A 25320-nucleotide genomic window follows, 5' to 3' on the forward strand; every position below is an offset into this window, starting at 1 on the left:
TTACAAGCGGGCAAACCTGCCGTACTACGCAACCGCCGAAAGTTTCATGTTCCGGCGGTGCTTATATCAGCCCTGTAGAGCCTTCAGTGTCAGATCCAGGCACTTGCGCGCCTTCTCTACCAGCTCGTCGATTTCGGCAAAACTGATCACCAGGGGCGGCGAAATGATCATGGTATCGCCCACGGCGCGCATGATCAGACCGTTGTCGAAACAGAACGTCCGGCAGATCATGCCAGCACCCCGGCCGACGTAACGCTCACGCGTGGCCTTGTCCTTGACCAGCTCGATGGCCCCCAGTAAGCCGACACCGCGAACCTCACCCACCAACGGATGATCGCTCAGCTCACGCAAACGCTTTTGCAAGTATGGTGCCGTTTCGTTCTTGACTCTCTCGACGATTTTTTCGTCGCGCATGATGCGGATATTTTCCAGTGCCACAGCAGCTGCGACCGGATGCCCGGAATAGGTGAAGCCGTGGTTGAAGTCGCCGCCTTCGTTGATCACCTTGACGATCTCGTCGCGCACGATCAGGCCGCCCATGGGGATATAGCCCGAGGTCAGGCCCTTGGCGATGGTCATCATGTCCGGTTTGAGGTCGAAATAATCGCTACCGAACCACTCAGCGGTACGACCAAAACCGCAGATCACTTCGTCGGCGACGAACAGAATGTCGTAGCGACCGAGGATTTCCTTGATCTTGGGCCAGTAGGTGGCAGGCGGCACGATCACGCCACCGGCACCCTGGATCGGCTCGGCAATGAACGCACCGACGTTATCCACGCCCAACTCGAGAATCTTTTTCTCCAGTTGCTCGGCAGCCCAGGTGCCGAACTCGTCCGGTGTCATATCGCCGCCTTCACCGAACCAGTACGGCTGCGGGATATGTTCGATACCAGGGATCGGCAGATCGCCCTGCTCATGCATATACGTCATGCCGCCCAGGCTTGCACCGGCCACGGTCGAGCCGTGATAGCCGTTGACCCGGCTGATAATGGTCTTTTTGTTCGGCTGGCCCTTGAGCGCCCAATAGTGGCGGACCAGACGCAGCATGGTGTCGTTGCCTTCGGAACCGGAACCGGTGAAGAACACATGGTTCATGCCCGCCGGAGCGATATCGGAAATGGCCTTGGCCAGTTCCAGCGCCGGCGGGTGGGCGGTCTGGAAGAACAGGTTGTAATAAGGCAGCTCGCGCATCTGTTTGCTGGCGGCGTCGGCCAGTTCCTCGCGGCCATAACCGATGGCCACACACCACAGGCCAGCCATGCCGTCGAGAATCTTGTTGCCTTCGCTGTCCCAGAGGTGCACGCCCTGGGCCTTGGTGATGATGCGCGGGCCTTTCTCTTTCAACTGTTTGTAGTCACTGAACGGGGCCAGGTGGTGCTCGGCGCTGAGGGCCTGCCACTCACGGGTTTGCGGATTATTGGAACTCATACAGCACTCCATATGCTTGGGTGGGGCACCCGGCATCAGCCAGGCGCCGGGCGTATCAGACGGCGAAGAGCAGGAATTCCCGCTCCCACGAGCTGATCACGCGCTTGAAGTTTTCATGCTCGGCGCGTTTGACCGCGACGTAGCCCTTGATGAATTTCTCACCGAGGTATTTCTCGATGGTCTTGCTGTTTTCCATGCGCTCCAGGGCATCTTCGATGGTCAACGGCAGGCGCAGGTTACGGCGCTCATAACCACGACCCACCACTGGAGCACTGGGGTTGATGCCTTCGGTCATACCGATGTAACCGCACAACAGGCTCGCGGCAATCGCCAGATACGGATTGGCGTCGGCACCGGGCAGACGGTTCTCCACGCGGCGGTTCTGCGGCCCGGCATCCGGCACGCGCAGGCCGACAGTTCGGTTTTCTTCGCCCCACTCGACGTTCACCGGTGCCGAAGTGTCCGGCAGGAAGCGGCGGAACGAGTTGACGTTGGGCGCGAACAGCGGCAACAGCTCGGGAATCAGCTTCTGCAGGCCACCGATGTGGTGCAGGAACAACTGGCTCATGGTGCCGTCGGGGTTGGAGAAAACATTCTTGCCGGTCTGGATATCAATAATGCTCTGGTGCAAATGCATGGCGCTGCCGGGCTCGCCGGTCATGGGCTTGGCCATGAAGGTCGCCGCCACATCATGCTTGAGCGCGGCTTCGCGCATGGTGCGCTTGAACACCAGAATCTGGTCGGCCAGGGACAGGGCATCGCCGTGACGGAAGTTGATCTCCATCTGCGCCGTACCGTCTTCGTGGATCAGGGTATCGAGATCCAGATTCTGCAGCTCGCACCAGTCATAGACGTCTTCGAACAAAGGGTCGAATTCGTTGGCGGCTTCGATGGAGAAGGACTGGCGGCCGGTTTCCGGGCGACCCGAACGACCGATCGGCGGCTGTAACGGATAGTCCGGATCGTCGCTGCGCTTGGTCAGGTAAAACTCCATTTCCGGCGCCACGATAGGCTGCCAGCCTTTGTCGGCATAGAGTTTCAGGATCTTCTTGAGCACGTTGCGCGGCGACAGCTCGATAGGGTTGCCCTGTTTATCGTAAGTATCGTGGATCACCTGAGCAGTCGGCTCAATGGCCCAAGGCACCAAATACACCGCGTTCTGGTCGGGGCGGCAGAACATGTCGATGTCTGCAGGGTCCAGCAGGTCGTAGTAGATATCGTCTTCGACGTAATCGCCGGTCACCGTCTGCAACAGCACGCTTTCAGGCAGCCGCATGCCCTTTTCAGCGATGAATTTGTTGGTCGGGGAAATCTTGCCGCGGGTGATCCCGGTGAGGTCGCCAATCATGCATTCGACTTCGGTGATCTTGTGTTCTTTCAACCAATCGGTGAGCTGGTCGAGGTTGGTACTCATAAATACCTCAGGGGGTCATTTCCTGATCCGCGGATCAGGCGTTTTTTGACGCATCGGCGTCTCGTTGTCTTGCCCGCTTTCGGCAGGCATCGCCAAAGGCCTGGAAAATCGCCAGGTAGTGGGGATTGTGGGTGACTTGCCATTCCGGGTGCCATTGCACCCCCAGCACAAAAGCGCCGCCTTGCAGCGACACGGCTTCAATCAGACCGTCAGGCGCAGTCGCTTCCACACGCAGGGGCGGCGCCAGGCGCTCAATGCCCTGCCCATGGATCGAATTGACTGCAATTTCAGCGGGCAGGCCAAAGGATTCAAGCAGGCCGCCGGGCTGAATGTGCATGGGATGACTGGGTGCGTACTGGACTTCAACCGGTTCATTGTCCGGCTCACGATGGTCCATGAAGGTTCCGGTTTCATGAACACGCTGGTGCAGACTGCCGCCCAAGGCGACATTTAATTCCTGAAACCCGCGGCAAATGCCCAAAACCGGCACACCCGCCGCCACGGCGTCACGAATTAGCGGTAAGGTGGTGCTGTCGCGTGCAGGATCATGAGCAGTTCCCGGTGCGCTGGCAGGGCCACTATAGTGATAGGGTTCAACATTGGAAGGTGAGCCGGTGAACAACAGTCCATCGAGGCTTGCAAGAATTTCGGAGGGATCGAGCAACGGGCCCAGTGAGGGCAGGATCAGCGGCAGGCCCCCGGCAGCCACGGCTACCGCGCGGACGTACTTGTCGCCACTGATGTGATAAGCGTGATCACCGATCTGCTTCGTGCATGAAGTGACGCCTATCAATGGCAAGCGAGACATGAAACCCCTCCGGCATTATTGCTGTTCTGGGTCTAAATCGAGCTTAGCCTTGTTCATTTTTTTACACAACACCCCCGTAAAAAATAGAACACAGCCCGCTCAAGCCCGCAGTTCCCAAGCCATAACACAGCCCATAATCGCCCTAATTTGCAGCAAAAACGGCCTTTTGGCGCCCTTTTAGGGCAAAACGAGGCTCTCTTGACTTCATCGGACCTTTCGGATTGACTGAAACCCGCAAGACTCGATGATTGATATTTTCAACAACAAAGGTGTTGCATCATGTCGGTACCCCCGCGTGCCGTTCAGCTCAACGAAGCGAACGCGTTCCTTAAGGAACATCCTGAGGTTCTGTACGTTGACCTTCTGATTGCGGATATGAATGGTGTGGTGCGCGGCAAGCGCATTGAACGCACCAGCCTCCACAAGGTTTACGAGAAAGGCATCAACCTGCCGGCCTCTTTATTTGCCCTGGATATCAACGGTTCGACGGTGGAAAGCACCGGTCTGGGCCTGGATATCGGTGATGCTGACCGAATCTGTTATCCGATCCCCGACACCCTGTGCAACGAACCCTGGCAGAAACGCCCAACCGCGCAACTGCTGATGACCATGCACGAACTGGAAGGCACGCCCTTCTTCGCCGACCCGCGTGAAGTCCTGCGTCAGGTGGTGAGCAAGTTCGATGACATGGGCCTGACCATCTGCGCCGCCTTCGAGCTGGAGTTCTACCTGATCGACCAGGAGAACGTGAACGGCCGCCCACAACCGCCCCGCTCGCCTATCTCCGGTAAACGCCCGCACTCGACACAGGTCTACCTGATCGACGACCTCGACGAATACGTCGACTGCCTCCAGGACATTCTGGAAGGTGCCAAGGAACAAGGCATCCCGGCCGACGCCATCGTCAAGGAAAGTGCTCCGGCGCAGTTCGAAGTGAACCTGCACCACGTCGCCGATGCGATCAAGGCCTGCGACTATGCGGTCCTGCTCAAGCGCCTGATCAAGAACATCGCCTACGACCACGAAATGGACACGACCTTTATGGCCAAGCCCTATCCGGGTCAGGCAGGTAATGGTCTGCATGTCCACATCTCGATCCTGGATCGCGATGGCAAGAACATCTTCACCAGCGAGGATCCCGAGCAGAACGCCGCATTACGTCATGCGATCGGCGGTGTGCTCGAGACCCTACCGGCGCAGATGGCGTTCCTTTGCCCGAACGTCAACTCATATCGCCGGTTCGGTGCTCAGTTCTACGTGCCAAATTCGCCAAGCTGGGGCCTGGATAACCGCACGGTTGCTGTACGTGTGCCAACAGGTTCAGCCGATGCCGTGCGTATCGAACACCGGGTTGCCGGTGCCGATGCCAACCCGTATCTGCTGATGGCATCGGTGCTGGCAGGCGTGCATCACGGCCTGACCAACAAGATCGAGCCAGGCGCGCCGGTCTCGGGCAACTCCTACGAGCAAAACGAACAAAGTCTGCCGAACAACCTGCGCGATGCCCTGCGCGAGCTGGACGACAGTGAAGTCATGGCCAAGTATATCGATCCGAAATATATCGATATCTTTGTCGCCTGCAAGGAAAGCGAGCTGGAGGAGTTCGAACACTCCATCTCCGACCTTGAGTACAACTGGTATCTGCATACTGTTTGATTCTGGATGCAGTACAAAGACGCCGCAGCCTGAAAGGGTTGCGGCGTTTTTTATGGGCTAATAACCAAAAAGCCCACCCATTTAAAACATGCAAATGCAAACCATCATCACACCAACGCTGGACCGTTCAGAAATAAAATATTCAGTATATATTCTTCTATTACCTTACCCCCTATTGTGTCGCCATAATCCTCCCCCATCAGGCCAACCGGTACGTCGGAATGCCCTGATGGCATGGATGCCGGAAACCATTTCAATAGACGGGGCGTATTCCGAAAAGCCAAACGAGTAGGAAATCACGTATATATGGAGATATACAACATGACAACTCAATTCACCCCGGGCGGCTGGACTCCTTACCAAGTTCTGTCTTCGGACCACGAAACTTTATTCAACGATGCCCTGAATGGCTTCATGGGGGTCATATATACTCCTCGAGAAGTTGCCACTCAAATTGTTGCAGGCACAAACTATCGCTACAAGTGCTCGGCAACGGTCCCCCCCACTCAAGACACATGGGAAGTGATAATTGAAATCTACGTACCTCTTGACGGAAAACCTCAACTCACCGAAATCAAACGAGTTTAATTACTCGTAAAGAGGCAGTCGGACTGTGCACACTCAACAGTCCGATTTCGTATTAGAGAAGGCGCTCAATCCGACACCCTGTACAATGCCTGCCACCCTCCATGGAGAGCAGCCATGCCCCGCCCCGCCACACCTCGCAAACCCCGCGCCCGCAGCCAGGCCAGGATCGACTCGATCCTCGGTGCCGCACGCGAGCTGCTTGCCGCCGAGGGCGTGGCCAGTCTGTCGATCTACAGCGTGGCCGAGCGGGCACAGATCCCGCCATCGTCGGTTTACCACTTTTTCGCCAGTGTCCCGGCGATGCTCGAAGCCCTGACCGCCGACGTCCATGCCGCCTTTCGCGCCAGCCTCCAGGCCCCGGTGGATCACGACACCCTGCACAGCTGGCGCGACCTGTCGCGCATCGTCGAAATGCGCATGCTGAAGATCTACAACGACGATGCTGCCGCCCGCCAGTTGATCCTCGCGCAGCACGGCCTGACCGAAGTGAACCAGGCTGACCGCCAGCACGATATCGAACTGGGCCACCTGATGTTCGAAGTCTTCGACCGGCACTTCCAGCTCCCCACCCTGCCCGATGACGTCGACGTATTCGCCCTGGCCATGGAACTGGGCGACCGGGTCTACGCGCGCTCGATGCAACTGCATGAGCAGATCACACCGCGTATGGCCGAAGAAGGCATGCGCGTGTTTGATGCTTATATGGGGTTGTATTTGCCGCCGTTTCTGCCCCGCCGCGCTCAGCCACAAGACTGACCCCCGATACGGCAAAAACCCCGGAGGGCTTTCACCATCCGGGGTTGTTGTGCTGCCATCGCTTACGACCTGGCGATGGAGACTTCTGTGGATTTCACGAAGACGATCACCAAAGTGATGATGCCGGATGCGATCACTACCTTGACTTCACCCATTAACGGCCTGAATACAACACTTTCTGCATACAGTCTGACGACGTGTGAAACAAAAAACGTCATTGATTGATAAGAATCGTGGCGTTTTTATCTGCGATGCGACGCTTCACATATTTCGACTGTCTGGTCGGGCATCAAGCCATACATCAACAAAAAAAGACTGGCCCTCAGCGTTCCAGGATATTGGGGTCGTGAATTGATATACGCTGTCCGTGACCGAAATGATCAAACGCTTCGGCTCTACCAAGACCTTGGCATTTGCATCGCGCGTTACCAAAAACGCGTTATCGCTCTCGCCCAACGCATTGAGAATGACCTCGTCTCCATCCAGCGCTGCATTGAGGTAGTAACGATAAGTCAAAGGCACCGTTGCTCCTCCAGAATTACTCTCAATGACATATACAACTCCCCCGCCTTCAAGCGCATATTTCTGCACGACACGAGAAAGCTCAGGAGTAAAAGGATAATGACCAACGATCCATCCCCCCTGAACAATGCACAGTATCGACAGCGCTATCATGAATATTTTAGTAGCACTTCGACTTCGCATACTCTATTCCCCGCTCGATCCAGTATTGATCTCTTGGATCATCGCCAAAAGGTGCATCAGCCCACCACTTTCCAAAATCCCCTCTGGTGGTTCCAGCGAAAGACTGCGCAAGGCCCGCTGCCCTGAGCAACGTTTCGCGGGAAAATCCCGCTGCAGTGCCAACCGCTCCATAATGAAAGTTACCAAAGCTTTCATATTGCGCACCTTTTTGCTTGAAGTCCCAAGGACCGCGGTTTTTGACTTGCATATAAAACCAACTTAACCGAAAGGCACCGCCCCCTCGACTAAAATGCTGCCCATTCTGATACGCGGTTCTCATATTGGCCTCAATGGAAACGCCCGGAGGCGCGACAGGCATAGTCATGGTGAAAATGTTCCATCCATGAAAAAGAACAAATTTATCCACGTTTCCGGCGTAATGTAAGGACACGCCAAGCAAACAGAAGATTCCTACATAACTTAAAGCATTGGACTACTGAGAAGCCCTGCAAGCCAGCCATCTAGCCTTACTTTAAGCAATCTTCGCCGATATAAGCGTTCAGACACTGGCGGTATTACGACATATTGCGGAGAGGGAGTACGAGGATGGAATGCGGGTGTTTGATGCCTATATGAGCTTGTATCTGCCACCGTTTTTAGCTAAACGCGCTCTGCATCACGACTGATTTTTCGCCTGCGGAAAAACCCCGGAGGGCTTTCACCGTCCGGGGTTGCTGTATTGCCATCGCTTACAGCTTGGCGATGGAGACTTCGGTGGATTTCACGAAGGCAATCACTTCGCTGCCGACTACCAATTCCAGCTCTTTGACCGAGCGGGTGGTGATCACGGAAGTGACGATGCCGGAAGCGGTCTGTACGTCGATTTCGGACAGTACGTCGCCGGTCACGATTTCCTTGATGGTGCCTTTGAACTGGTTGCGTACGTTGATGGCTTTGATGGTCATGAGCGTCTTCCTGTTTGCGATAGGGAGTTAATTGGCCCAACGCAATTGCGTGGGCAGGGGTGAAGTCGGTTCGGGTTCCGGTGGCGCTCCCGGCAACGAGAGCACGCGATTGAGTACTTCGGTTTCCAGTGCAGCCAGGCGATGTGAACCCCGGGCCCGCGGGCGTGGCAATTCGACGACAAGGTCCAGGCCAATACGGCCCTCTTCAATCAGGATCACCCGGTCGGCAATGGCGACCGCTTCGCTGACGTCGTGGGTGACCAACAGCACCGTGAAGCCATGTTTGCGCCAAAGACTCTCGATCAGTTGCTGCATCTCGATGCGGGTCAGGGCATCGAGAGCGCCCAGAGGTTCGTCGAGCAGCAACAGACGCGGTTTGTGAATCAGGGCGCGGGCCAGGGCTACACGTTGCTTCTGCCCACCCGACAGCGCCGCAGGCCATTCATTGGCGCGCTCGGCCAGGCCGACGGCCTCAAGTGCATCCATGGCTTGACCACGCCAATCGCCACTCAGGCCCAGGCCGACGTTGTCGATAATGCGTTTCCATGGCAGCAGGCGTGCCTCCTGGAACATCAACCGTGTGTCTTCCCGGGCATCGCTGAGCGGTGCGGAACCGGCCAGTAACTCGCCCGTCGTCGGCTTGTCGAGCCCGGCAAGCAGGCGCAACAGTGTGCTCTTGCCGCAGCCGCTACGACCGACCACGGCCACGAATTGCCCGGCGGGAATATGCAGGTCGATGTCCTTGAGCACTTCGCGGTTGCCGAAGGTTTTCTTCAGGCCATGTACCGCCAGCGGGATACCGCGCAGCAAGTGCGGCGGTTGCTGTTTCAGACTGCTCATGCGGCACCGCCTTTGTGAACTTGATAGGCCGGATGCCAGCGCAGGCATACACGCTCCAGGCCGCGCGCTGCCAGGTCAGCCAGCTTGCCGAGGATCGCGTAGAGGACGATCGCCAGAACCACCACATCGGTCTGCAGGAATTCACGAGCATTCATGGCCAGATAACCGATACCGGAGCTGGCGGAAATGGTCTCCGCAACGATCAGCGTCAGCCACATGAAGCCCAGGGCAAAGCGCACGCCGACCAGAATCGAAGGCAAGGCGCCCGGCAGGATCACATGCCAGAACAGCGCAAAACCGGACAGGCCATAACTGCGCGACATCTCCACCAGGGCGGGATCGATATTGCGGATACCGTGATAGGTGTTGAGGTAGATCGGGAACAGCGTGCCCAGGGCGACCAGGAAAATTTTCGCGCTCTCGTCGATGCCGAACCACAGGATCACCAACGGGATCAGCGCCAGGTGTGGCACGTTACGAATCATCTGCACCGAGCTGTCCAGCAGGCGCTCGCCCCACTTCGACAAGCCGGTGATAAAGCCCAGTACCAGACCGATCCCGCCACCGATGGCGAAGCCGATTGCCGCGCGCCAGCTGCTGATCGCCAGATGCGCCCAGATATCGCCACTGACCACCAGTTGCACACCCGCCGCGACCACGGCACTGGGTGCCGGCAGGATGCGCGTGGACAGCCAGCCGGCGCTGACCGACAGCTGCCAGACCAGCAACAACAGGATGGGCAGCGCCCAGGGCGCCAGCCGGTGAATGATGCGTTGACTCATGGAGTTGTCTCCTTGGTGGTCTGAACGGTTACGGTGCTTTAGCCACCGCAGCCGGTGGGGTCCAGATCACGTCCGCAATGCTCAGCGGCTTGGGGATCAACTTGAGCTGGTAGAAGGTGTCGGCGATTTTCTGCTGAGCCGCAATCACTTGCGGGGTAATGAAGTAAGCGCCGTAGCCCTGACGCTTGACCGAGATTTTGGTGATATCCGCTGGCAGGCCTAGCAGTGGCGCGACCTGCTGTGTTACTTCATCCGGGTTGGCCTTGGACCACTCGCCCACAGCACGCACTTCGTCGACCAGGGTCTGGATGACTTTCGGATGCTGTTGCGCGTAGGGTTTAGTGGCGAGGTAGAACTGGTTGTTATCGACGATACCGGTGCCGTCACGCAGGGTACGGGCCTGCAATTGTTGCTCGGCGGCCGCCTGGTATGGGTCCCAGATCACCCAGGCATCCACACTGCCGCGCTCGAAAGCGGCACGGGCGTCAGCCGGGGGCAGGAAGACAGTCTGGATATCGCTGTACTTGAGCCCGGCATCTTCCAATGCCCGCACCAGCAGGTAGTGGACGTTTGAGCCCTTGTTGAGCACGACTTTCTTGCCTTTCAGATCCTTGACCGAAGTGATCGGTGAATCCTTGGGCACAAGAATCGCCTCACTGGTCGGCGCCGGCGGTTCTGCCGCGACGTAAAGCAGGTCAGCACCGGCAGCCTGGGCGAACACCGGCGGGGTTTCCCCGGTAACGCCGAAGTCGATGGCGCCGACGTTCAAGCCTTCCAGCAACTGCGGGCCGCCGGGAAACTCGGTCCACTGCACCTGCACGCCCTGCTCAGCGAGGCGCTTCTCCAGCGAGCCCTTGGCCTTGAGCAGCACCAGAGTGCCGTATTTCTGATAACCGATGCGCAGAGTGTCCGCCTGAGCGTGAGTGACGGCTGCGAAGGATGCTGCCGCGATAAACAGAGCGGCCAGGCCTTGACGCAAATTGACAGTGCCCATGGGCGCTCTCCAATGATCAGTGAAGTGGCGGATATCGCCGGATATGCAGTGACCTTAACAGGAGTTTTTTATATCTATAAATCTTATTTATTCATTTGGTTATTACCTAAACGAATATATAAAATTCATGCAATCGCGGGAACCGTGGGACCGGCTTCAGCCGGGAAAGCGTCGCCCCTGACGCAGCAGATGCGGCGACCGCACCGACCTCTTCCCGGCTGAAGCCGGTCCCACGGATTTGCCCTGGCGCGAATGAAACGGATAAAAAAGGGCCGATAAATCGGCCCTAAAATCCTCTGCTTGGTGAGTACGTGAAATTTTAACGATTGGGTTGCGGCGTCAGGCGAAGATAAGGCGTGACGGCCTTATAGCCCTTGGGAAAGCGTCGTTTGATCTCTTCTTCGTCCTTGATAGACGGCACGATCACCACATCATCGCCATCCACCCAGTTGGCCGGGGTCGCGACTTTGTAGTTGTCGGTCAATTGCAGAGAATCGATCACGCGCAGGATTTCATTGAAATTGCGCCCGGTGCTGGCCGGATAGGTAATGGTCAGGCGCACCTTCTTGTTCGGGTCGATCACAAACAGTGAGCGCACGGTCAGGGTGTCGTTGGCGTTGGGGTGGATCAGGTCGTAGAGGTCGGAAACCTTGCGATCGGCATCAGCCAGGATCGGGAAGTTGACGAGAGTGTTCTGGGTGCTGTTGATGTCGTCGATCCAGCGGATATGCGAATCGACCGGGTCCACCGACAGGGCAATAGCCTTGACGCCGCGTTTGCTGAATTCATCCTTGAGTTTGGCGGTAAAGCCCAGCTCCGTGGTGCAGACCGGCGTGAAGTCCGCCGGATGGGAAAACAGTACGCCCCAGCTGTCGCCCAGCCATTCATGAAAACGGATACGGCCTTCGCTGGAATCCTGTTCGAAGTCGGGGGCGATATCGCCCAGTCGCAGGCTCATGGTGATGCTCCTTGGTTTGCCAGGTTATGGCAGCCACTGTGCACCGAATCACTAAAAATTAAAAAGAATAGATAACGATTTAATTAGATGATTTATGCATAAAAAATAGAGCGATTTAGTCGAACGACTGACGCGTAAAAATCACAGGCAAAAAGAACCCCGCCGAAGCGGGGTTCCTTTGACTCAGCTCATCACACTTACTTGAAAGCGTAGGTGTAGTTGAAGATCAGACGGGTCTGATCCTGGTCAGCTGGAGTACCGCTGTCGCCACGATAGGTACCGCGACGCAGGGAAGTACCGAAGCCTTTCAGCACGCCGGACTGAACAACGTAGTCCAGACGAACGTCACGTTCCCACTCAGAGCTGTCGCTCTTGTCAACAGCAGTGTTGGCTGCCTTGATGTCGGTACCGTGCAGGTAAGCGAACGCTGCTTTCAGACCTGGGACGCCCAGACGAGCGAAGTCATACGAGTATTGACCGAAGGTGGTGTTCTCACCGGCGCGGGCAAACTGGTTGATCATACTGTCGGTGAACAGGTAGAAGCTGGAACCGCCTTCGCCTTCGATGTGAGTCGAAGACGTACCGTTCTTGGTGACGCTACCCTGGTTCAACCAGACCATGCCGCCGTCGTCGTTCACACGCTGATGACCAACCATGAGTGCATGGCCGCCCAGGGTGTAAGTGAACATGGCCGACCAGGTTTTGTTGTCGACTTCACCAACGTTGCGAGCGTAGCCGCCGTTGTTGTTGAAGCGGTAGTTAACGTCGCCGTTCTTGCCATCGGAGCTGCTGTCGAACCAACGCAGGTCAGTCTTGAAGGACTGGTCATCAGCGATCTGGAAGACGTGAGTCAGGCCCAGGAACGTCTGCTTGTAGAAGTCTTCCAGCTGTGCGTGGTAAGCCTGCAGGGTCAGGTCTTTGGTGACTTTCCAGTCAGCGCCCGCGAATACGAAGCTGTTGGAATCCTGGGAAGCACCGTTAACCGACAGACCCGAGTAGTTGCTCGAAGCACGAGCAGCTTGCTGAGTCAGCTTACCGGCGTTGATGGTGACGTTTTCGATTTCTTTCGACTGGATGGTACCGCCGCCGAAGCTTTGTGGCAGCAAGCGACCGTCGTTGGAAACGAGGATTGGCAGGTTAGGTGCCAGAGCGTTACCGAGTTTCAGCTCAGTCTTGGAGATCTTGGCCTTGACGTTGCCGCCAGTACGGGACCATTGATCAACGGACGAACCATCGGTATCGGTTGGGAAGAAAGTGTTGGCAGTGGTAGTGGTGTGGTGATCGATGCCACCGCCCAGATGAATACCCCACATGCTTTGCACGTCCAGACCGAAGCCCACTGTGCCTTGGGTGTAGCCGGAGTTGAAGTTGAACAGCAGACCTTCTGCTGTCTCACGTTGGTCCGATGCACGACGGCCTTCACGGAGGTCGTTTTCGAAGTACATGGTACGAGAACTGATGGTTGCCTTGCTGTCTTCCAGGAAACCAGCTGCACCAGCCTGCTGAGCCAGGGCACTTACCGCTACGGCCAGGGCCAGGGTGGACTTCTTCATTGTATCGCTCCTCTTGAATCTAATTTTTTTGTATCCACGGTGCCGAGCTAATGCCCTGACCCGCGGTTGCGCGATTAGCGCCAGACCCGACTCGGAGAGTCAATGGTGCTGGTCACCTCTAAGACTAAAGTACTAGACCGCGTGTGCCGGTAGCCTCCACGGTATGCAACAAACCCTTAAACCTGAAAAGACTTATTGGTCCGCTTTTCAAGCAAAATGGTTATATGTGTCAAACCATGTCAACCATGCCGTTGTGGAGTGTATCGGCCTATTCGGCTAATTCCCAAAAAATATTTGCGCGCCGTTCATCAGATCGATTCGCTTGGACGTACTGCGCGACCGGATGCTGACTGCCCGGTCACTTTCCTTGAGTCGCTCACGGCCCATATTTATCGGCACAACAGCCCAGACACAGGACTGTAACAATCCTCTCACATGGATTGTTACAGTTGTAATCATGGCAACACACAAGCTGAACTTTTCCTGAAAAATCTGTCAAAGGCGCTCCGCGATACCAAAATTCTCGACAACACACTTCGCTTCCCCTCATAAGCTCATGCCAAAAGGTTATTTATTTCGGCATTCTTAGATCATTTAGTCTCATCGCATTCCCCGACCTGCCCTGCTTCGGAGCTTCGCGATGAAACTGCATTTCTCTCTACGTCTACTGGCCGCACTTTCACTGACCGGCGCTTCGTACCTGGCCCAGGCCGCTGACTTCACAGTCGCTTACCAGACCACCGTTGATCCGGCCAAAGTCGCGCAAACCGATAACGCCTATGAAAAGGCCACCGACTCGAAAATCTCCTGGCGCAAGTTTGATAATGGCGCCGATGTCATTACAGCCATTGCTTCAGGCGACGTACAGATCGGTTATCTGGGCAGCAGCCCGCTGACCGCTGCCGCAACGCGCAAGCTGCCGGTGGAAACCTTCCTCATTGCTACCCAGATCGGCGCCGCCGAGGCTCTGGTGGCACGTAACGGCTCCGGCATCGACAAGCCTCAGGACCTGATCGGCAAGAAAGTCGCCGTGCCCTTCGTCTCTACCGGCCACTACAGCCTGTTGGCGGCGCTGAAGTACTGGAAGATCGACCCGTCCAAGGTGACCATCGTCAACCTCGCACCACCGGCCATTGCCGCCGCCTGGAAGCGTGGCGACATCGATGCCACCTACGTATGGGATCCGGCGCTGGGCGTCGCCAAGGAAACCGGCAAGGTGCTGATCACCTCCGGTGAGCTGGCCAAGGTTGGCGCACCGACCTTCGATGCCTGGATCGTGCGCAAGGACTTTGCCGATAAACATCCAGAAATCGTCAAGGCCTTCGCCAAGGTCACCCTCGATGCCTACGCCCAGTACCGCAAGGACCCGGCAGCCTGGATCGCCAATACGTCGAATGTTGACAAGCTGGTGCAGTTGTCCGGCGCCAAGGCAGCCGACGTTCCCGGTCTGTTGCAGGGTAACGTCTACCCACTGGCCGCTGACCAGCAGACCCTGTTGGGCGCACCAACCATTGAAGCCGTGACCAAGACTGCCGCCTTCCTTAAAGAGCAAGGCAAGGTCGACGCCGTACTGGCTGACTACTCGCCTTATGTCAGCGCCAAGTTCATCACTCAATAAAGGAGGGCCAGGTCATGGCGGTATTACAGCTGGAGCGCATCTGCGCACAGTACCCCGGTGCGGCCGAGCCGGTACTGTCGGATATTTCCCTGACTCTGGGCCCGAACCAATTGCTGGTAGCCCTTGGGGCATCAGGCAGCGGCAAGACCTCACTGCTTAACCTGATTGCCGGCTTCGTTGCTCCCAGTGCCGGGCGCATCACCCTGGACGGCATAGCGGTCAACGGGCCGAGCGCCGAACGCGGCGTGGTGTTTCAGGACGATGCCCTATTGCCCTGGCAGGATGTGTTGGCCAACGTTGCCTTTGGCCTGGAGCTGGCGGGCCTGCCCCTCGAGCAGCGCGAAGCCCGGGCGCGGGAGATGCTGGCCCTGGTGGATCTGGCCGGTTTTGATACGCGGCGTATCTGGCAGTTATCCGGCGGTCAGCGCCAGCGCGTCGGCCTGGCCCGGGCATTGGCCGCCGACCCGCGCGTGCTGCTGATGGACGAACCCTTCGGCGCTCTTGACGCCTTTACCCGCGAGCAAGTGCAGGAGTTGCTGCTGCAAGTCTGGCAGCGCACCGCCAAGCCGGTATTCCTGATCACCCACGACATCGAAGAAGCGGTGTTCCTGGCCACCGACCTGATGCTGCTGGCCCCCAATCCGGGGCGCGTGGTCGAGCATCTACAACTGGACTTCGGCCAACGCTACGCCGCTGGCGAGTCCGCCCGCGCAATCAAATCCGACCCGCGCTTTATCGAGACCCGCGAACACGTGCTGTCCAGCGTGTTCTCGCAACGCGGAATCACTCGGGAGCAACGCGCATGACTGTTAATAGCTATGAATGGCCGCAGACGACCGATGCTCCCGGCAAGACCCCAACCATCGCACCACGCGTCCGTGGCTATATCAGCACCCGCACCATCAGCCTGCTGACTCTGGCGACGCTGCTCGGCGCCTGGTGGCTGGTGACCGCCGCACAATGGATCGACCCACTGTTCCTGCCGCCACCGTCAGCCGTTCTGGAGAAAGGCTGGCTGCTGATGACCAAGGGCTACATGGACTCGACCCTCTGGCAGCATCTGGGGGCGAGTCTGCAACGCATCGGCCTGGCCTTGGGCGCGGCGATCCTCAGTGCAGTGCCAGTGGGTATCGCCATCGGCCATAACCGCATCGCCCGGGGCATTTTCGATCCTCTGATCGAGTTCTATCGCCCGGTGCCGCCGTTGGCCTATCTGCCGTTGATCGTCATCTGGTGCGGTATCGGCGAATTCTCCAAGGTGTTGCTGATCTACCTGGCGATCTTCGCCCCCGTAGCCATCGCCACCGCTACCGGCGTACGTACGGTTGACCCTACCCGGCTGCGGGCTGCGCAGTCTCTGGGGGCCACGCGCTGGCAGTTGATTCGCCATGTGATTGTGCCCAGCGCCCTGCCGGACATTCTTACTGGTGTCCGCATCGGCCTGGGCGTCGGTTGGTCGACGCTGGTTGCCGCCGAACTGATCGCGGCCACCAGTGGCCTGGGCTTCATGGTTCAGTCAGCGGCGCAGTTTCTGGTCACAGACGTAGTCGTGCTGGGCATTCTGGTCATCGCCATCATTGCCTTCGCCATGGAAATGGGCCTGCGCGCCCTGCAACGCAAACTGGTGCCCTGGCACGGGCAGACGCATTAACGGGCATTCGTGCATCACTTTGGGAGTCTTGCTACGGAAAATGCGCGAATAGCGTGCAAAACCGCTTCGCAAATCTTCATTTACTCGCCGACCGCTCATTCCCGAACGGTTCTGAAAACTCAAAAGCCCCGCCAGACAAGCGTTCTGGTGGGGCTTTTGGCTTTTATCTCAAGTTTCTTACGAAGTTCTGGCAAAACTGGCACGGCCTCTGCAATAGGTATTACATCACCAGTTTTGGGGACCTTGGTACAGGCAGGCCGGGGATTCCCCTCTTTTATTCCTCCCGGAGACTGACCTCCAGTCTCCAGCGCCCGTCCACCTTTACTGAGCGCCAGTCGCCCTGTATTGGACGGGCCGCGAGAAGACTCAACACCCACTCCCCCTTGTTATCGCGTTGCAACTTCCAGTTGACGATCTTGCCGTCCATTTTCAGCTGACCGTTCCACGGCTGGCCGAACGCCTTGAAATGCAACGCCACCGTACCGTCGACCTGCTCGCCACGTATCTGCGGGTCTTCGTTGAAATACAAGGCCAGGCCTGCGGGCAGCACCTCGATCTGTAGCAGTTCCAATGGCTCGGGCTGGGTCAGGCGGCCGATCATCAAGCCCACCATCACCCCGAAAATTGCCATAGCCCCCAAAACCCGCGGCCATGCCTTCAGTCGCGGGTCCTCTTCAGGGGTAGAATGCATGCCGTCCTTCAGTTCGGAGCCGTGCATGTTTCACGTCATCCTTTTTCAACCAGAAATTCCGCCGAATACCGGCAATGTCATCAGGCTGTGCGCCAACACCGGCAGCACCCTGCATTTGATCGAGCCACTGGGCTTCGAGCTGGACGACAAGCGTCTGCGTCGCGCCGGGCTGGATTATCACGAATACGCCACGCTCAAGACACACCCGGACCTGGCCAGCTGCCTGGCGAGCCTGGGCCAGCCACGGCTGTTTGCTTTTACCACAAAAGGCTCCAAACCTTTTCATGACGTCAGCTATCAGGATGGCGATGCGTTCATTTTCGGGCCAGAGAGCCGGGGCCTGCCAGCGGAGATTCTCGACGCGCTGCCCGGCGAGCAACGCCTGCGCCTGCCCATGCGCGAGGGCTGTCGCAGTCTGAATCTGTCCAATACCGTGGCGGTAGCGGTGTATGAGGCGTGGCGGCAGCAGGGTTTCAAATAATCGAAGGGAAAGGTAGGCGACCTGTGGAACCGGCTTTAGCCGGGAAGACGATATTCAATACAGTGAATGTCTATCGAATATACCGACCTCTTCCCGGCTAAAGCCGGTCCCACATCAGTTCTGCATTCAGCCCATAATCCCGCGCACGATAAAGAACAGGATCGAAGGCCCCAACAGGCAGCCCAGGCCGGTATGGAAGGTCGCAGTCAGGGCGCCGTAAGGCACCAGGCGGCGGTCCGTAGCAGCAAGCCCTGCGGTCACGCCGCTGACCGTGCCGGCCAAGCCACCGAAGACCATGGCCGAGCGCGGGTTATCCAGGCCCATCCAGCGCGCCGCCATGGGCGTGCAGACCATCACGATAATCGCCTTGATCAGCCCGGTAGCAATCGACAACGCCATGACATCAGAGCTGGCACCAATCGCTGCGCCCGTCACCGGGCCGACGATGTAAGTCACCGCGCCAGCACCGATGGTGGTCATGCTCACGGCATCGCGATAGCCGAAGGCATAGGCCATGCAGCAACCGACGATAAACGGCAGCACAGTCCCCAGTAGCAGCGACAAGGCACCGATCAGCCCGGCCTTGCGCGCTTCGGTGGCCTGAACTTCAAAAGCCGTGGCGACAATAGCGAAGTCACGCAGCATCGCCCCGCCCATCAGGCCGATCCCGGAGAACAGCGACAGATCGGCCAGGCCTTTTTGCCCGCCGGTCATGGTGCCGCCGACCCAGGCCAGGATCAGGCCGATGACAATGGCAATCGCCGAACCATGCACCCGGCCAAACGTCAGGTGCTTGGACAGCAGGACGGAAATCCACATGACGATGCCGACCACGGCAAATGCGGTTACCAACCCCTGGCTGACCAGGTCTTTCTGAATGAGATCCCACATATCAGCGCGCTCCCGAAGTAGCGGTGGCAGGCATGATCAGCGGCTCTTCCAACGGCGGCAGCGGCTCGCCCTTGTTGGTCCGGCTGATCAGGGCAATGGTGCAGCCGCAGATCAGCACCGAGCCGATCGCCGCCAGAATCGCCACCGGCCCGCCCTTGAGCGCGGTCACCACGTTCTGTTGCGCCGCCATGGCCACGACCACGGGGATATACATCGCGCCCCAGAATCCGACGCCCATTTCGCAGCCTTCGCTCATGCCGCCGCGCTTTTGCATGTACAAGCGCGCGCAGATCAACAGGATCATGGCGATGCCGACCCCGCCGACGTTGGACTTCACGCCCAGTAGAACACCCAGCAGGTCGCCGAGAATCACCCCCGCGAGGGTGCAGATAGCCAGTAATGCCACGCCGTAGATAATCATTGTTGTTATGCCTCAGATGTCGTTGTCGAAGTTGTTGTTTTTGTCCTTCGAAGCGGTACCCGGTCTATGGAGTGCGCAGGCCCTCCTCACGCGATAACGCGACCAGACTGTCCAGACGGGCGCCCTGGAAGGCGACGGCCGTACCTTGTTCGAACACTTTGCGCGCCAGCCCGGTGAGCACTGCGCCGGGCGGCCATTCGATCTGCAGGCGGGCGCCGCGCTCGTAGGCGGTCTGCACGGTGCTGCGCCAGTCGACAACCCGGCTCATATTGAAAGCCAGGTCATCGCGGAGTTTGTCGGCATTGAGGATCGGCCGGGCGCTGCTGCCGCTCAGGTAGCGGGTGCGCGGTGCCTGCATCGGCACCTTGGCGAAGGCTTCGGCCAACTGCTGTGCCGGCTCGTCAAGCAAGGCGCAATGGGACGGCACGCTGACCGCCAGTCGCCGGGCCTGGGCACCGTCACTCCCGGCCAGGGCGGCAACTGCAGCCATGGCCTCGACGCTGCCAGCGATCACAAATTGATTGTCGGCATTGATATTGGCCAGGAACACCGGCGACTGCGGGCTATGGACCTGCGCAACCAGACGCTCTACCTGGCTCTGGTCGAGGCCGATCAGGGCGGTCATGCCATAGCCCTGTGGATACGCCTGCTGCATCAGCTCGCCGCGCAGGGCCACCAGGCGCACCGCATCGTCGAAGCTCAGCGCTCCGGCAATCACCGCTGCCGGATAAGCACCAATGGACAACCCGGCGACGAGATCCGGCACCTGCCCCTGCTCCAGCAGCAGGCGGGCGCAGGCCACTCCGGCGATCAACAGGCAGAGCTGCACGGCACGGGTCGATTGCAGTGCTTCGACGGAATCGAGCAAGCGCACATCCTCGCCCAGCGCCGCACAGGCCTCGTCGATACAAGCCCTGACCGGCGCGGCATCGGGCAATTGATGCAGCATCTTTGGCTGTTGCGCGCCCTGGCCGGGAAACACCCAGAAACTGCTCATGCCGATAACTGCGCGAGTTGCCACGGGTTATCCACCAGGCAGGCACCGGTGGCGCTCTTGAGCAACACCTGCCGCGCAGAACCAGCCCACTCACGCAGCATCAACGCACCGCCCGGGGTTTGCAGTTGCACGTCGATACGGCACGGCGCCGACTCCAGACGCTCGACCAGTTGCGCAGCCCAATCACGGCTGATGAAGGCAGGAGTGCGCAGGATGAGGTCCAGATCGCTGCCTTCGTGCAGTGCCGCAATACCGCTGGCCAGTTCAAACCCGGCGCTGCCGGTGACGCCCCAAGGCAGGCCGAGGGACATCATCAGCGGACGGATCCCCTGCAAGGCGCGCAAAGCAGGCCAATTTTTTGTCGTGCGCTTACCATCGCTACTGAGTTGAATCAGTTGTTCAGGGCGCACGATGCGGGTGATATCGGAGGTCTTCATGACGGTCGCAAAGCGCTGTTCCCGCCCTGCCCCACGCACCCCCACCGCCACCCACCCCGGCGCAACCGGCGCGCGCCGGACCACCGCCGGATGACCTTGCTCCACGACCTCGCGCACCCACGCCGGGGCGTCCAGGGGCAGCGCGCTGGGGCTCAGCCCCCAGAGCAGGTCGTGAGGCAGCACGGTGTTCATTACCACTGCGCCCGCAGCAGTTCGCGAACCCGCGAAGACGCCGCACGGTTGCTCGCGCCCAGACGACTGCGCAGATCACTGCTGCCAGCACGCACATCGGCAATCGCGCTGAGCAGCACCTCCTGCACCTGCGTCAGATCGGCACCGGTCGGCTGGTCGATCTGGCTGACCGACAGACTCTCCCAGAGCAGGCCAAGGCTGGCGTAGCTTTCGATGTCGTAGGCCATGGGCGGGATGCTGGCGGCGAGTTTTTCCAGTTCCTCGACGCTGCGCAGAGTCACCCGCGCCGCCGACGCCTTGCCCATGGCATGCACCATCACACCGGGATCGCGCAGAGCGATCAGGCGGTTGGCCTGATAGCCGTGAGCGAGGAAGGCACCGGACATGGCCTTGCCCACCAACAACCCAATCACCGGATGCCCGGCCAGACGCGCACGGGCATAGCTGTCCACCGCACCGGCCAGGGCCTGATGGATACCCAGCGCTTCTTCACGACGCCCGTAGGCTTGGCTCGGCACGTCGATAATGGCAATCAGCGGACGTTTCTGCGGGCTCTGCCGATCCGCTTCGATCAGGTCGTCCACGGCCTTGGCCAGACCCCAGCCTTCGAGCAGGCCGACTTCGCCACTGCGGGCCCGAGGGAAACGGTTGTCAGGATCAACCACCACAGCGACCAGCCGCACCGGCTGCTCGCCCAGCAATGTATCGGCGGCCAGCACCGATGCGGGCAGGCCGGGCACCGTCACCGCGTCCACGCTCAGTGCGTTGAACCAGTGCAAACCTCGTTGCGAAGCAGTCATTGCGGCTCTCCCCGATAAAGACGGCGAACGGTCTGTGGATCAATCTGGGCGGTGGTATCCAATTGCAGCAGGCGCTCAAGAAACAGCGCGTACTGGCCGCTGCGCTCGCTGGCCGGGCGGCCTTGTTTGAGCCAGCCCTCGACTTGCGCCTGAATCGCCGCGACATCGTCGGCCGCATAGCCGTCCACCAGCTCACTGGCGTAACGCTGCTCGCCCCCGGTGAAGCTCCAGATAAACGGCCGGTTGCGGGAGTCGTACTCTTCGATGCCCGCTTCCTGCTCGATCACCTGCGGGCCGTTAAGGCCAAGGCGTGCTTCCTGGGTCACCAACAGATAGCTGCACAACCCCGCCGCAATGGACATGCCGCCAAAGCAACCGACGCTGCCCGCGACCACACCGATCACCGGCTGGTACTGACGCAGATCGACGATGGCCGCGTGGATCTCGGCAATGGCCGCCAGGCCCAGATTGGCTTCCTGCAAACGTACGCCGCCAGTTTCCAACAGCAGGATCGCTGCTGTGGGAATGCCGTTGCGGTTGTCTTCAGCAGCCAGCTCCAGAGCGCCAGCCATTTTTGCGCCGCCGACCTCACCCATGCTGCCGCCTTGAAATGCACCTTCGATGGCGGCAATCACGACCGGCTTGCCACCGACCGTGCCCTTGCCCACCACCACGCCATCGTCCGCCTGGGGTACCACACCCTGACGGGCCAGCCAGGGCGACATCTGCCGGTCGAAGGGGCCGACCAGTTCGCGGAAGCTGCCTTCATCGAGCAGGGCACGGGCACGCTGGCGGGCACCCAGTTCGATAAAGCTGTGTTGCTTGAGCAAGCGTGCGTTGTCAGTCATTACCTAGCTCCTCAAAGCCCTGCTCCAGACGCAGACGTACCACGCCCGGCGTCGCGCCAAAGTCATGGATCTCGATGGCCAACGCAGGCGGCAGCTGATCGCTGAACATGCGCTCGAACAGGTGCTGCCAGCGGGCGGCGGCGCCATTGACCGACGTCACCACGTTGATCGACAGCTTGCCCGGCTGACCCGGCTCCAGCAGCACTTCCAGGTCGCCCGAACCGACGCAGCCGACCAGGGCCTTGCCCAGGGGTGGTTGCCCGGCGGGGAATTCAAAAGACAGGGTTTCCATGGTCAAACACTCCTCGATGGATAGCCGAGCGCAGGCTCAAGGCTGTCGATAAGCAGGCAGGCGGCGAGCAGGTCCGCCGCACCGCCGGGGGATGCGTTGAGGCTCAGCAGTTGCTGATCCAGTTCATGCAGGCTGCGGCGCCCGGCCAGGCTGGCGCTGCCACCGGTTTCCAATACCCGGCGTGCACCGTCTTGCATGGCGTGCAGACCTTCAGGCCCGGCGCGATAGAGCACGCAGGTATCGCCCAGGGTGGTCATGATCGCCAGCAGGGCATCGAGGCGGGCGTTCTGCTCACCCGTGCCGGCCTCGCGGCTGCGCTGCAACTGCGGCAAACCGAATTGCAGCACGGCAGGAAAGCCCATCTGCGCCTGTTCCCGGGCGCCGAGCGCGCCATAACGACGGGCGACCTGCTGACCATGACTGTCGCCTTGCCTGGGGACATGGCGATCGTCGATCAGCGCCAGCCGTGCCGCCCGCAGACTCAAGGCTGCCGCCGCACAATCTTGCGGCGCCAAAGCCGCCGCCGTGACCAACAGACCCAAGGCCCAGATGGCACCGCGATGGGTATTCACCCCGGCAGTGGTGTTGAGCATGGCCGCCTCGCCTTCGCGGCCGATACGACCAAGTGCTTCGCGCAGCGGCACGCCGATTTCGCCGATGACCTGAGCCGCCTCGGCCATGGCCTTGAACATCGGCCACAGCGACAAGGCCGACGCATGCATCAGGCCCAGGTGCAGGTCGTCGTGGGCGCCACTGCCGCGACGGTCGACCAGCGCAGGTTTCGGCGACAGATCGGCTTCGTCGATCAGCGCTTCCACGGCCAGGTCGGCCAGATGATCGGCCAGGGACAGGCTTTCGGGTTGGCGTTTGAGCGCGCGCATCACCAGCTCCTGAATTTTGCAGGCGGGTTGTACAAACCACCGGACCACTCGACCAGCTCGGCGATGCTCTTGGCCGCCAGCAGCTCACGGCTGGCGTCGGTGCGGCGGATGCCCAGATCTTCCGGCAGAGCAATCAGGCCCTCGCGGCGCATGCGTGCGGTGTCCTTGGGGTTATGCCGCAGGCCGATGACGGTGACACCGGCCACGGCAGCGATCATTGCCTGACGCTCTTCCAGGCTGCGGGCCTTGTACAGGTAGGCGATGCCTTCTTCGGTGAGCAAGTGGGTGACGTCGTCGCCGTAGATCATGATCGGAGCGAGGGGCATGCCGCTCTTCTTCGCCACGTCCACGGCATCCAGGGTCTCAACAAAGGTCGGCTTGCCGCCTTCCTGGAAGGTCTCGACCATCTGCACCACGAGTTTCTTGCCGCGCTCCAGATACGCCTCGGGGCCATCGCCGGTCTGCTGGCGCATATCCAGCCACGCCGGGGTGCCATGACGGCGCCCGCGCGGATCGTGGCCCATGTTCGGCGCGCCACCGAAACCGGCCAGGCGACCGCGAGTCACGGTGGAAGAATGACCATCGCCATCGACCTGCAAGGTGGCGCCGATAAACAGGTCCACGGCGTACTGCCCGGCCAACTGGCACATCATGCGGTTGGAGCGCAGCGAGCCGTCGCGCCCGGTAAAGAACACATCCGGCCGGGCGGCAATGTAGTTCTCCATACCCAGTTCGGTACCGAAGCAATGCACGCTCTCGACCCAGCCGCTTTCGATCGCCGGAATCAGGGTCGGGTGCGGGTTGAGGGTCCAGTTGCGGCAGATCTTGCCCTTCAGGCCCAGGGACTCGCCGTAAGTCGGCAGGATCAGCTCGATGGCAGCGGTATTGAAACCGATGCCATGGTTGAGGGACTGCACGTTGTGTTTTTCGTAGATGCCGCGAATCGCCATCATCGCCATCAGCACATGCACCGGCTTGATATGGCGCGGGTCGCGGGTAAACAGCGGCTCGATATAGAACGGCCGGTCGGCCACTACGACGAAATCGACCCAGGACGCCGGGATATCCACCCGAGGCAACTCGCTGACGTCATCCACCAACTGGTTGACCTGCACGATCACGATGCCGTCGCTGAACGCCGCCGGTTCAATCAGCGCCGGGGTGTCTTCGGTGCTCGGCCCGGTGTAGATATTGCCCGCGCGGTCGGCCATGAAACCCGCCGACAGCACGACGTTGGGGATCAGGTCCACCAGCAGCCGCGAGTACAGTTCGATGTAGGTATGAATCGCACCGATTTCCAGCTGGCCGTCTTCGAGCAACTGGCTGATACGCAGGCTTTGTGTACCGGCGAAAGAAAAGTCCAGCTTACGGGCGATGCCGCGTTCGAAAAGATCCAGGTGCTCGGAGCGGCCGACGCTGGGCATGATCATATGCAGGTCATGCAGCTTGGCCGGATCGACGCTGGCCAGGGCACGCGAGAGGAAATCCGCCTGCTTCTGGTTATTGCCTTCCAGTACCACGCGATCACCCGGCGCCAGCAGGGCTTCCAGGGCGGCGACGATCTTGTCGGTCGGCAATACCACGCCGTCAGCCAGGGCACTCACACGCTCGATGCGTCGCAGTTTCTCAGTGCGACGACGGGACCAGCGTGGGTCCAGGTTGGTTATTGTTGTCATGCTCGCTCCACGAGT

At 59.5% G+C, this 25320-nt stretch carries 28 protein-coding genes and 1 pseudogene; 8 read left to right on the forward strand and 21 right to left on the reverse strand.

All coding sequences use genetic code 11. The features are described 5' to 3' along the window. Window positions 1-66 precede the first annotated feature (66 nt). The 3 genes from AC1Z24_RS29695 to AC1Z24_RS29705 are packed head-to-tail and all read right to left on the reverse strand — an operon-like array spanning window position 67 to window position 3653. A complete protein-coding gene (locus tag AC1Z24_RS29695) occupies window positions 67-1431 on the reverse strand; it encodes an aspartate aminotransferase family protein (protein ID WP_483743825.1) in 1365 nt (454 codons plus the stop codon). A gap of 55 nt (window positions 1432-1486) precedes the next feature. Beyond that, a complete protein-coding gene (locus tag AC1Z24_RS29700) occupies window positions 1487-2845 on the reverse strand; it encodes a glutamine synthetase family protein (protein ID WP_483743826.1) in 1359 nt (452 codons plus the stop codon). 34 nt (window positions 2846-2879) lie between these two features. Continuing rightward, on the reverse strand, window positions 2880-3653 hold the full coding sequence (locus AC1Z24_RS29705; protein WP_483743827.1) for a gamma-glutamyl-gamma-aminobutyrate hydrolase family protein: 774 nt from the start codon (window positions 3651-3653) through the stop codon (window positions 2880-2882). A 279-nt stretch (window positions 3654-3932) separates the two neighbouring features. Here AC1Z24_RS29705 and AC1Z24_RS29710 point away from each other — a divergent pair, with 279 nt between their 5' ends. The 3 genes from AC1Z24_RS29710 (at window position 3933) to AC1Z24_RS29720 (ending at window position 6653) form a co-directional block, all read left to right on the forward strand. Next, window positions 3933-5309, forward strand: coding sequence for a glutamine synthetase family protein (locus tag AC1Z24_RS29710; protein WP_259104167.1), 1377 nt, complete (start codon window positions 3933-3935; stop codon window positions 5307-5309). A 321-nt stretch (window positions 5310-5630) separates the two neighbouring features. Further along, a complete protein-coding gene (locus AC1Z24_RS29715) occupies window positions 5631-5897 on the forward strand; it encodes a hypothetical protein (protein ID WP_483743828.1) in 267 nt (88 codons plus the stop codon). Window positions 5898-6011: 114 nt separating this feature from the next. Next, window positions 6012-6653 carry a TetR/AcrR family transcriptional regulator gene (locus AC1Z24_RS29720; RefSeq protein WP_483743829.1) on the forward strand — a complete coding sequence of 214 codons (642 nt, stop codon included), beginning with the start codon at window positions 6012-6014 and terminating at the stop codon, window positions 6651-6653. Between the two features lie 261 nt (window positions 6654-6914). Here AC1Z24_RS29720 and AC1Z24_RS29725 read toward each other — a convergent pair whose 3' ends face one another. Beyond that, window positions 6915-7358 (reverse strand): hypothetical protein, encoded by a 444-nt coding sequence (locus AC1Z24_RS29725; RefSeq protein ID WP_483743830.1) that lies wholly within the window; start codon window positions 7356-7358, stop codon window positions 6915-6917. Continuing rightward, entirely contained in the window at window positions 7336-7716 is a 381-nt protein-coding gene (locus AC1Z24_RS29730; RefSeq protein ID WP_483746742.1) for a polymorphic toxin type 44 domain-containing protein, read from the reverse strand. Before AC1Z24_RS29730 ends, AC1Z24_RS29725 begins: the two co-directional genes overlap by 23 nt. A 205-nt stretch (window positions 7717-7921) precedes the next feature. On the opposite strand from AC1Z24_RS29730, the pseudogene AC1Z24_RS29735 reads away from it, so the two are divergent. Beyond that, window positions 7922-8023 (forward strand): annotated as a pseudogene (locus AC1Z24_RS29735) (TetR/AcrR family transcriptional regulator); the annotation flags it as partial. A gap of 63 nt (window positions 8024-8086) precedes the next feature. Here the strand turns inward: AC1Z24_RS29735 and AC1Z24_RS29740 are convergent. The 6 genes from AC1Z24_RS29740 to AC1Z24_RS29765 form a co-directional block, all read right to left on the reverse strand. Beyond that, a complete protein-coding gene (locus AC1Z24_RS29740; protein ID WP_062379390.1) occupies window positions 8087-8302 on the reverse strand; it encodes a TOBE domain-containing protein in 216 nt (71 codons plus the stop codon). Between the two features lie 27 nt (window positions 8303-8329). Next, complete coding sequence (gene ssuB / locus AC1Z24_RS29745) at window positions 8330-9142, reverse strand: aliphatic sulfonates ABC transporter ATP-binding protein (RefSeq protein WP_259104164.1); 813 nt, start codon at window positions 9140-9142, stop codon at window positions 8330-8332. Next, window positions 9139-9924 (reverse strand): aliphatic sulfonate ABC transporter permease SsuC, encoded by a 786-nt coding sequence (ssuC, locus tag AC1Z24_RS29750; RefSeq protein WP_259104163.1) that lies wholly within the window; start codon window positions 9922-9924, stop codon window positions 9139-9141. The genes ssuB and ssuC overlap by 4 nt, the downstream gene beginning before the upstream one ends. A gap of 28 nt (window positions 9925-9952) precedes the next feature. Beyond that, window positions 9953-10918, reverse strand: a complete 966-nt coding sequence (locus AC1Z24_RS29755; RefSeq protein WP_483743831.1) for a sulfonate ABC transporter substrate-binding protein — start codon at window positions 10916-10918, stop codon at window positions 9953-9955. A 319-nt stretch (window positions 10919-11237) separates the two neighbouring features. Next, a complete protein-coding gene (locus AC1Z24_RS29760; protein WP_483743832.1) occupies window positions 11238-11876 on the reverse strand; it encodes a peroxiredoxin in 639 nt (212 codons plus the stop codon). Between the two features lie 197 nt (window positions 11877-12073). After that, window positions 12074-13429, reverse strand: coding sequence for an OprD family outer membrane porin (locus AC1Z24_RS29765; RefSeq protein ID WP_483743833.1), 1356 nt, complete (start codon window positions 13427-13429; stop codon window positions 12074-12076). A 640-nt stretch (window positions 13430-14069) separates the two neighbouring features. Between AC1Z24_RS29765 and tauA the strand changes: the two genes are divergently transcribed. From tauA to tauC, 3 genes are read left to right on the forward strand one after another with little or no spacing between them, the layout of a single operon-like run. Beyond that, window positions 14070-15047 (forward strand): taurine ABC transporter substrate-binding protein, encoded by a 978-nt coding sequence (tauA, locus tag AC1Z24_RS29770; RefSeq protein ID WP_483743834.1) that lies wholly within the window; start codon window positions 14070-14072, stop codon window positions 15045-15047. A gap of 14 nt (window positions 15048-15061) precedes the next feature. Next, entirely contained in the window at window positions 15062-15853 is a 792-nt protein-coding gene (tauB, locus tag AC1Z24_RS29775) for a taurine ABC transporter ATP-binding subunit (protein WP_483743835.1), read from the forward strand. Next, window positions 15850-16698 (forward strand): taurine ABC transporter permease TauC, encoded by an 849-nt coding sequence (gene tauC / locus AC1Z24_RS29780; protein WP_483743836.1) that lies wholly within the window; start codon window positions 15850-15852, stop codon window positions 16696-16698. Before tauB ends, tauC begins: the two co-directional genes overlap by 4 nt. A gap of 274 nt (window positions 16699-16972) precedes the next feature. Here the strand turns inward: tauC and AC1Z24_RS29785 are convergent, their stop codons facing one another. Then, window positions 16973-17416 carry a hypothetical protein gene (locus AC1Z24_RS29785; protein ID WP_483743837.1) on the reverse strand — a complete coding sequence of 148 codons (444 nt, stop codon included), beginning with the start codon at window positions 17414-17416 and terminating at the stop codon, window positions 16973-16975. On the opposite strand from AC1Z24_RS29785, the gene trmL reads away from it, so the two are divergent. After that, window positions 17415-17870: a tRNA (uridine(34)/cytosine(34)/5-carboxymethylaminomethyluridine(34)-2'-O)-methyltransferase TrmL gene (gene trmL, locus AC1Z24_RS29790; protein ID WP_259104153.1), complete on the forward strand. Its 456-nt coding sequence runs from the start codon at window positions 17415-17417 to the stop codon at window positions 17868-17870. The genes AC1Z24_RS29785 and trmL overlap by 2 nt on opposite strands. Window positions 17871-17996: 126 nt before the next feature. Here the strand turns inward: trmL and madM are convergent, their stop codons facing one another. The 9 genes from madM to mdcA all read right to left on the reverse strand — a co-directional run bounded on the left by madM (window position 17997) and on the right by mdcA (window position 25305). Then, complete coding sequence (gene madM, locus AC1Z24_RS29795) at window positions 17997-18761, reverse strand: malonate transporter subunit MadM (RefSeq protein WP_259104151.1); 765 nt, start codon at window positions 18759-18761, stop codon at window positions 17997-17999. 1 nt (window position 18762) lies between these two features. Further along, a complete protein-coding gene (gene madL / locus AC1Z24_RS29800; protein ID WP_259104149.1) occupies window positions 18763-19182 on the reverse strand; it encodes a malonate transporter subunit MadL in 420 nt (139 codons plus the stop codon). Between the two features lie 64 nt (window positions 19183-19246). Further along, complete coding sequence (gene mdcH / locus AC1Z24_RS29805) at window positions 19247-20179, reverse strand: malonate decarboxylase subunit epsilon (RefSeq protein ID WP_483746743.1); 933 nt, start codon at window positions 20177-20179, stop codon at window positions 19247-19249. Further along, window positions 20176-20808, reverse strand: coding sequence for a malonate decarboxylase holo-ACP synthase (locus AC1Z24_RS29810; protein ID WP_483743838.1), 633 nt, complete (start codon window positions 20806-20808; stop codon window positions 20176-20178). The genes mdcH and AC1Z24_RS29810 overlap by 4 nt, the downstream gene beginning before the upstream one ends. Beyond that, complete coding sequence (gene mdcE / locus AC1Z24_RS29815) at window positions 20808-21608, reverse strand: biotin-independent malonate decarboxylase subunit gamma (RefSeq protein ID WP_483743839.1); 801 nt, start codon at window positions 21606-21608, stop codon at window positions 20808-20810. The genes AC1Z24_RS29810 and mdcE overlap by 1 nt, the downstream gene beginning before the upstream one ends. Next, the gene (locus AC1Z24_RS29820; protein ID WP_483743840.1) at window positions 21605-22456 is read right to left on the reverse strand and encodes a biotin-independent malonate decarboxylase subunit beta; all 852 of its coding nucleotides are present in this window, start codon (window positions 22454-22456) and stop codon (window positions 21605-21607) included. Before AC1Z24_RS29820 ends, mdcE begins: the two co-directional genes overlap by 4 nt. Next, a complete protein-coding gene (locus AC1Z24_RS29825) occupies window positions 22449-22748 on the reverse strand; it encodes a malonate decarboxylase subunit delta (RefSeq protein WP_483743841.1) in 300 nt (99 codons plus the stop codon). The genes AC1Z24_RS29820 and AC1Z24_RS29825 overlap by 8 nt, the downstream gene beginning before the upstream one ends. 2 nt (window positions 22749-22750) lie before the next feature. Continuing rightward, window positions 22751-23629: a triphosphoribosyl-dephospho-CoA synthase gene (locus tag AC1Z24_RS29830; protein ID WP_483743842.1), complete on the reverse strand. Its 879-nt coding sequence runs from the start codon at window positions 23627-23629 to the stop codon at window positions 22751-22753. Further along, window positions 23629-25305 (reverse strand): malonate decarboxylase subunit alpha, encoded by a 1677-nt coding sequence (mdcA, locus tag AC1Z24_RS29835; RefSeq protein WP_483743843.1) that lies wholly within the window; start codon window positions 25303-25305, stop codon window positions 23629-23631. The genes AC1Z24_RS29830 and mdcA overlap by 1 nt, the downstream gene beginning before the upstream one ends. Window positions 25306-25320: the final 15 nt, after the last annotated feature.

This window comes from Pseudomonas sp. JL23 (genome assembly GCF_056933585.1).

Coding starts and splice junctions, on each gene's coding strand:
- AC1Z24_RS29740 (WP_062379390.1), bottom strand. CDS start 8,302: ATGACCATCAAAGCCATCAACGTACGCAACCAGTTCAAAGGCACCATC.
- AC1Z24_RS29695 (WP_483743825.1), bottom strand. CDS start 1,431: ATGAGTTCCAATAATCCGCAAACCCGTGAGTGGCAGGCCCTCAGCGCC.
- mdcA (WP_483743843.1), bottom strand. CDS start 25,305: ATGACAACAATAACCAACCTGGACCCACGCTGGTCCCGTCGTCGCACT.
- AC1Z24_RS29720 (WP_483743829.1), top strand. CDS start 6,012: ATGCCCCGCCCCGCCACACCTCGCAAACCCCGCGCCCGCAGCCAGGCC.
- tauB (WP_483743835.1), top strand. CDS start 15,062: ATGGCGGTATTACAGCTGGAGCGCATCTGCGCACAGTACCCCGGTGCG.
- AC1Z24_RS29715 (WP_483743828.1), top strand. CDS start 5,631: ATGACAACTCAATTCACCCCGGGCGGCTGGACTCCTTACCAAGTTCTG.
- AC1Z24_RS29785 (WP_483743837.1), bottom strand. CDS start 17,416: ATGCACGGCTCCGAACTGAAGGACGGCATGCATTCTACCCCTGAAGAG.
- AC1Z24_RS29830 (WP_483743842.1), bottom strand. CDS start 23,629: ATGCGCGCGCTCAAACGCCAACCCGAAAGCCTGTCCCTGGCCGATCAT.
- AC1Z24_RS29825 (WP_483743841.1), bottom strand. CDS start 22,748: ATGGAAACCCTGTCTTTTGAATTCCCCGCCGGGCAACCACCCCTGGGC.
- AC1Z24_RS29710 (WP_259104167.1), top strand. CDS start 3,933: ATGTCGGTACCCCCGCGTGCCGTTCAGCTCAACGAAGCGAACGCGTTC.
- AC1Z24_RS29765 (WP_483743833.1), bottom strand. CDS start 13,429: ATGAAGAAGTCCACCCTGGCCCTGGCCGTAGCGGTAAGTGCCCTGGCT.
- ssuC (WP_259104163.1), bottom strand. CDS start 9,924: ATGAGTCAACGCATCATTCACCGGCTGGCGCCCTGGGCGCTGCCCATC.
- mdcH (WP_483746743.1), bottom strand. CDS start 20,179: ATGAGCAGTTTCTGGGTGTTTCCCGGCCAGGGCGCGCAACAGCCAAAG.
- madL (WP_259104149.1), bottom strand. CDS start 19,182: ATGATTATCTACGGCGTGGCATTACTGGCTATCTGCACCCTCGCGGGG.
- AC1Z24_RS29820 (WP_483743840.1), bottom strand. CDS start 22,456: ATGACTGACAACGCACGCTTGCTCAAGCAACACAGCTTTATCGAACTG.
- trmL (WP_259104153.1), top strand. CDS start 17,415: ATGTTTCACGTCATCCTTTTTCAACCAGAAATTCCGCCGAATACCGGC.
- AC1Z24_RS29725 (WP_483743830.1), bottom strand. CDS start 7,358: ATGCGAAGTCGAAGTGCTACTAAAATATTCATGATAGCGCTGTCGATA.
- AC1Z24_RS29730 (WP_483746742.1), bottom strand. CDS start 7,716: ATGCCTGTCGCGCCTCCGGGCGTTTCCATTGAGGCCAATATGAGAACC.
- AC1Z24_RS29700 (WP_483743826.1), bottom strand. CDS start 2,845: ATGAGTACCAACCTCGACCAGCTCACCGATTGGTTGAAAGAACACAAG.
- AC1Z24_RS29810 (WP_483743838.1), bottom strand. CDS start 20,808: ATGAACACCGTGCTGCCTCACGACCTGCTCTGGGGGCTGAGCCCCAGC.
- tauC (WP_483743836.1), top strand. CDS start 15,850: ATGACTGTTAATAGCTATGAATGGCCGCAGACGACCGATGCTCCCGGC.
- tauA (WP_483743834.1), top strand. CDS start 14,070: ATGAAACTGCATTTCTCTCTACGTCTACTGGCCGCACTTTCACTGACC.
- AC1Z24_RS29755 (WP_483743831.1), bottom strand. CDS start 10,918: ATGGGCACTGTCAATTTGCGTCAAGGCCTGGCCGCTCTGTTTATCGCG.
- mdcE (WP_483743839.1), bottom strand. CDS start 21,608: ATGACTGCTTCGCAACGAGGTTTGCACTGGTTCAACGCACTGAGCGTG.
- ssuB (WP_259104164.1), bottom strand. CDS start 9,142: ATGAGCAGTCTGAAACAGCAACCGCCGCACTTGCTGCGCGGTATCCCG.
- madM (WP_259104151.1), bottom strand. CDS start 18,761: ATGTGGGATCTCATTCAGAAAGACCTGGTCAGCCAGGGGTTGGTAACC.
- AC1Z24_RS29705 (WP_483743827.1), bottom strand. CDS start 3,653: ATGTCTCGCTTGCCATTGATAGGCGTCACTTCATGCACGAAGCAGATC.
- AC1Z24_RS29760 (WP_483743832.1), bottom strand. CDS start 11,876: ATGAGCCTGCGACTGGGCGATATCGCCCCCGACTTCGAACAGGATTCC.